Consider the following 3,220-nt stretch of genomic DNA (forward strand, 5'->3'; position numbering starts at 1 on the left):
GTCATCTGATTGCCCCTACTGCCATGGTCTCCGCTCTCAATCAAGCCGAGATTCTGATCGCCCTGGTGGTGGCGGCCCACGCCGGAGTTCTGGCCGTGCGGCTCTGCTTCAGCCTCTACAAGGCCTGAACCAACCCTTGGCAAGGGGGCCTGAACCCGTTAGAAGCATGAAGCACTCCTTGAGGCTTCTGCCTTGGCACCCCCGCTGCGGCCCCCAGCAGTCCCACGCCTGAGCGGGCCCGTCAGTGCACCCCGCCAGCAGATTGCCCTGCGACAGCGAGCGACCCCAGGCTCCCCGGCCCAAAAACCGTCTGGCTCCGACCCAACGCTCACTGACCCAACCCTCTCTGACCCAGCAGCCCTGACCCCTGTCTCCCAGGCGGCGCCTGCCGGTTCCGCCCTCGCCCTCTCTGCCGCCAGCACCCTGTCGCTGGAGCGGCGCGAGCTGGTCTGCAGCGTGGTGGGGCTCACCATCAAGGCGGCCCTGGCCATCGTGGCCGGGGTGAGCCTGGTGAGGCTGGCCATGGCCTACCAGGAACGCATGGAGCGCCAGGGAGAGCTCTCGGCCGTGCTGCAGATCGAGAAGGCCAAGCTCACCAAGGCCCGCGAGCGCTTTGACCAGCTGTTCACCACTGAAGGGGAGCAGCGCCTGCTGCGCGAACAGAGCCAGTGGATCGCCCCCGATCGCCTGCGGGTGGTGTGGAAGCAGGCCCCGTTTCCTTCTGTTGAGCAGGCCGGATCGGGCCCGAGCAAACCCTGACCCTGTCCTTAGGTTGGGCGCCAGTTCCTCTCCCCTTCCATGGCTGCTGCCCAGACCCCAGGAACGGTCCTGATCACCGGCACCACCTCGGGAGTCGGTCTCAATGCCGCCAAAGCTCTGCTCGATCGGGGCTGGACGGTGGTGACCGCCAACCGAGACCCGATCCGGGCAGCGGCGGCGGCCGAGTCGCTGGGACTGCCCTCCGACCGCCTCCACCATCTGCGCATTGACCTCGGCGATCTCGACAGCGTGCGCGCCGGCGTCGAGACGCTGGTGTCTTCCCTGGGCCTGCCCCTCGACGCCCTGGTGATCAACGCGGCGGTGTACAAGCCGCGGCTGAAGCAACCGGAGCGCTCTCCCCAGGGCTACGAACTCTCGATGGCCACCAACCATCTGGGCCACTTTCTGCTGATTCAGCTGCTGCTGAGCGAACTGCAGCGCTCCAGCCATCCCTCCCGGCGGGTGGTGATTCTGGGCACCGTGACGGCCAATTCCAAGGAGCTGGGCGGCAAGATTCCGATCCCCGCTCCCGCCGACCTGGGCGACCTCTCAGGCTTCGCCGCCGGCTTCAAGAGCCCGATCGCCATGGCCAGCGGCAAGGCCTTCAAGCCTGGCAAGGCCTACAAGGACAGCAAGCTCTGCAACATGATCACCACCCAGGAGCTGCATCGCCGTCTCCATGCCGACACCGGCATCGTGTTCAGCTCTCTCTATCCAGGCTGCGTCGCCGACACGCCGCTGTTCCGCAACACGCCCAGGCTGTTTCAGAAGATCTTCCCCTGGTTCCAGAAAAAGATCACCGGTGGCTACGTCACCCAGGCCCTGGCCGGGGAACGGGTGGCTCAGGTGGTGGCCGATCCCGACTTCGCCCTATCGGGCGTCCACTGGAGCTGGGGGAACCGGCAGAAGAGCGGCGGCAAGCAGTTCAGCCAGGAACTCTCCGACAAGGCCAGCAACCCCGACATCGCCCGCAAGACCTGGGAGTACTCCCTGAAGCTGGTGGCCCTCGATCCAGAGGCCCCGAGCTCAGAGCCAGACCCGTTGCCTGAGGGCAGCGCCGCCTCCGTCAGCGCCTGAGACGGGGTTGCCGTCAGAGGGGTTGTGGTCAGAGGGCTTGTGGTCAGAGGCGTCGCCGGAAACCGTCGTTGAAGCTGGCGGCGGGCGACTCCAGGCGGCTGAGCTTCCACACATTGCGGCTCAACCGGCGCGCCCGCAGGCCGCCCCGCTCCACCACGGCAGAGCCGGGGCGGGCGCCCAGCAGCTGTYTCGGGACGTGGTGTTTACCTGCCCATTGACCAAAACCTATCAGCCGGTGATTGTGACCGTTTCCGCCACTGACGACGCCATGCGCTATCGCCTCAAGGCCTACCCATTGGAGCCCAGGGAGCAGAGCCGGTTTATCTCGGACCTGACCGCAAGGGCGGCCGATGTCTGTGCCCGGGAAGGCGTTCGGATGGTATCAAAGCGGGTGACAGACGCAGCCTAGGGCTGCGTCCATTCGTCCACAAATTCCAGCAGGGCCCGGCCGGTTTCACCGGTCTGTTCAAGGTATTTGTCCCGTACCGGCAGGCTGGCTTGCCGGAATCGTTCCCGCTCCTCCTGGTTAAGCAGGATTACCTGAATTCCGCCGGTTTCCACCATGCGCTCCAGTCGCTGCTGATTAAGGGCTTCCTGGCTGTCCCAGGCGAACTCCGCCAGATCCCGCACCGCCTCGTTCAGCCAGGTGCGTTCCTGTTCGGGCAGGTTGTTGTACCACTGCTGATTAGACACCATCGAGGCGACAAAATAGGACGCCTGTGCCATGGTGAGGGTGGTCTGCACCTCGTGGAAGTCCATTTCCTCAATGGCAAACACCGGGTTGGTCTGGCCGTCGATCTTGCGTAGATGAAGGTCGCTGTAGACTTGTGAGTAGGGCGTCTGTACCGGTTCCGCACCATAGGCCCGATAAGCCTCGGCAGCCATGTTTGACGTCATCGTACGGATGCGCAGGCCCTGGAAGTCGTCTGGCGAGCGCAGGGGCTGATTGGCGGTCCAGGTCATCCAGCCTTCCGAAATAAAGCCCAGTAATTGCAGGCCGGTTTGCTGGTAGGGCTGCTGGAACTGTGAGATCAACTCCGGATCTTCCAGCAACTGCCGCGCGGCTTCCGGTTGCTCGGGCATAAGAAAGTGCAGGTTGAAAATGCCAGATTCCGGAACCGTGTCGGCCAGGTGGCCGGGTGAGGCAAAGGCCAGGTTCACCGAGCCATTGCGGGCCAGCTCGGTGAGCTGGGTGGATGTTCCCAGAGAACCATAGGGAAAAACATCCACTTCAATGCGGCCGTCGGAAAGTTCCTCAATGTGAGCCCGGAACGTCTCCGCGTACTGATGCTGCACGCTCCCCTCGATTTCCTCCAGGGCAAAACGCCAGGTAATCGGATATTTCTCCGAGATGGATTGCTGGCTGCTTTGGTCGCCGGGTGAC

Annotated in this window: 4 protein-coding genes; 3 read left to right on the forward strand and 1 reads right to left on the reverse strand. The window is 64.1% G+C overall.

Features of this window, described 5'->3' with window-relative positions; genetic code table 11:
- Positions 1-23: 23 nt before the first annotated feature.
- From psaM to IQ216_RS12785, 3 genes are all read left to right on the forward strand, one after another.
- Positions 24-128 carry a photosystem I reaction center subunit XII gene (gene psaM / locus IQ216_RS12775; protein ID WP_186696626.1) on the forward strand — a complete coding sequence of 35 codons (105 nt, stop codon included), beginning with the start codon at positions 24-26 and terminating at the stop codon, positions 126-128.
- 64 nt (positions 129-192) lie between these two features.
- Positions 193-759, forward strand: a complete 567-nt coding sequence (locus IQ216_RS12780; RefSeq protein ID WP_228007495.1) for a hypothetical protein — start codon at positions 193-195, stop codon at positions 757-759.
- Positions 760-798: 39 nt separating this feature from the next.
- Positions 799-1,836, forward strand: a complete 1,038-nt coding sequence (locus tag IQ216_RS12785) for a protochlorophyllide reductase (protein ID WP_193815776.1) — start codon at positions 799-801, stop codon at positions 1,834-1,836.
- A gap of 405 nt (positions 1,837-2,241) precedes the next feature.
- Here the strand turns inward: IQ216_RS12785 and dctP are convergent.
- A partial coding sequence (dctP, locus tag IQ216_RS12790) for a TRAP transporter substrate-binding protein DctP (RefSeq protein ID WP_193815777.1) occupies positions 2,242-3,220 on the reverse strand: 979 nt, incomplete at its 5' end.

This window comes from Cyanobium sp. LEGE 06143 (genome assembly GCF_015207535.1).
Classification (GTDB): Bacteria; Cyanobacteriota; Cyanobacteriia; order PCC-6307; family Cyanobiaceae; genus NIES-981.

What these genes read in the sequence shown, in the direction of transcription:
- IQ216_RS12785 (WP_193815776.1), top strand. Translation starts at nt 799, where the DNA reads ATGGCTGCTGCCCAGACCCCAGGAACGGTCCTGATCACCGGCACCACC.
- psaM (WP_186696626.1), top strand. Translation starts at nt 24, where the DNA reads ATGGTCTCCGCTCTCAATCAAGCCGAGATTCTGATCGCCCTGGTGGTG.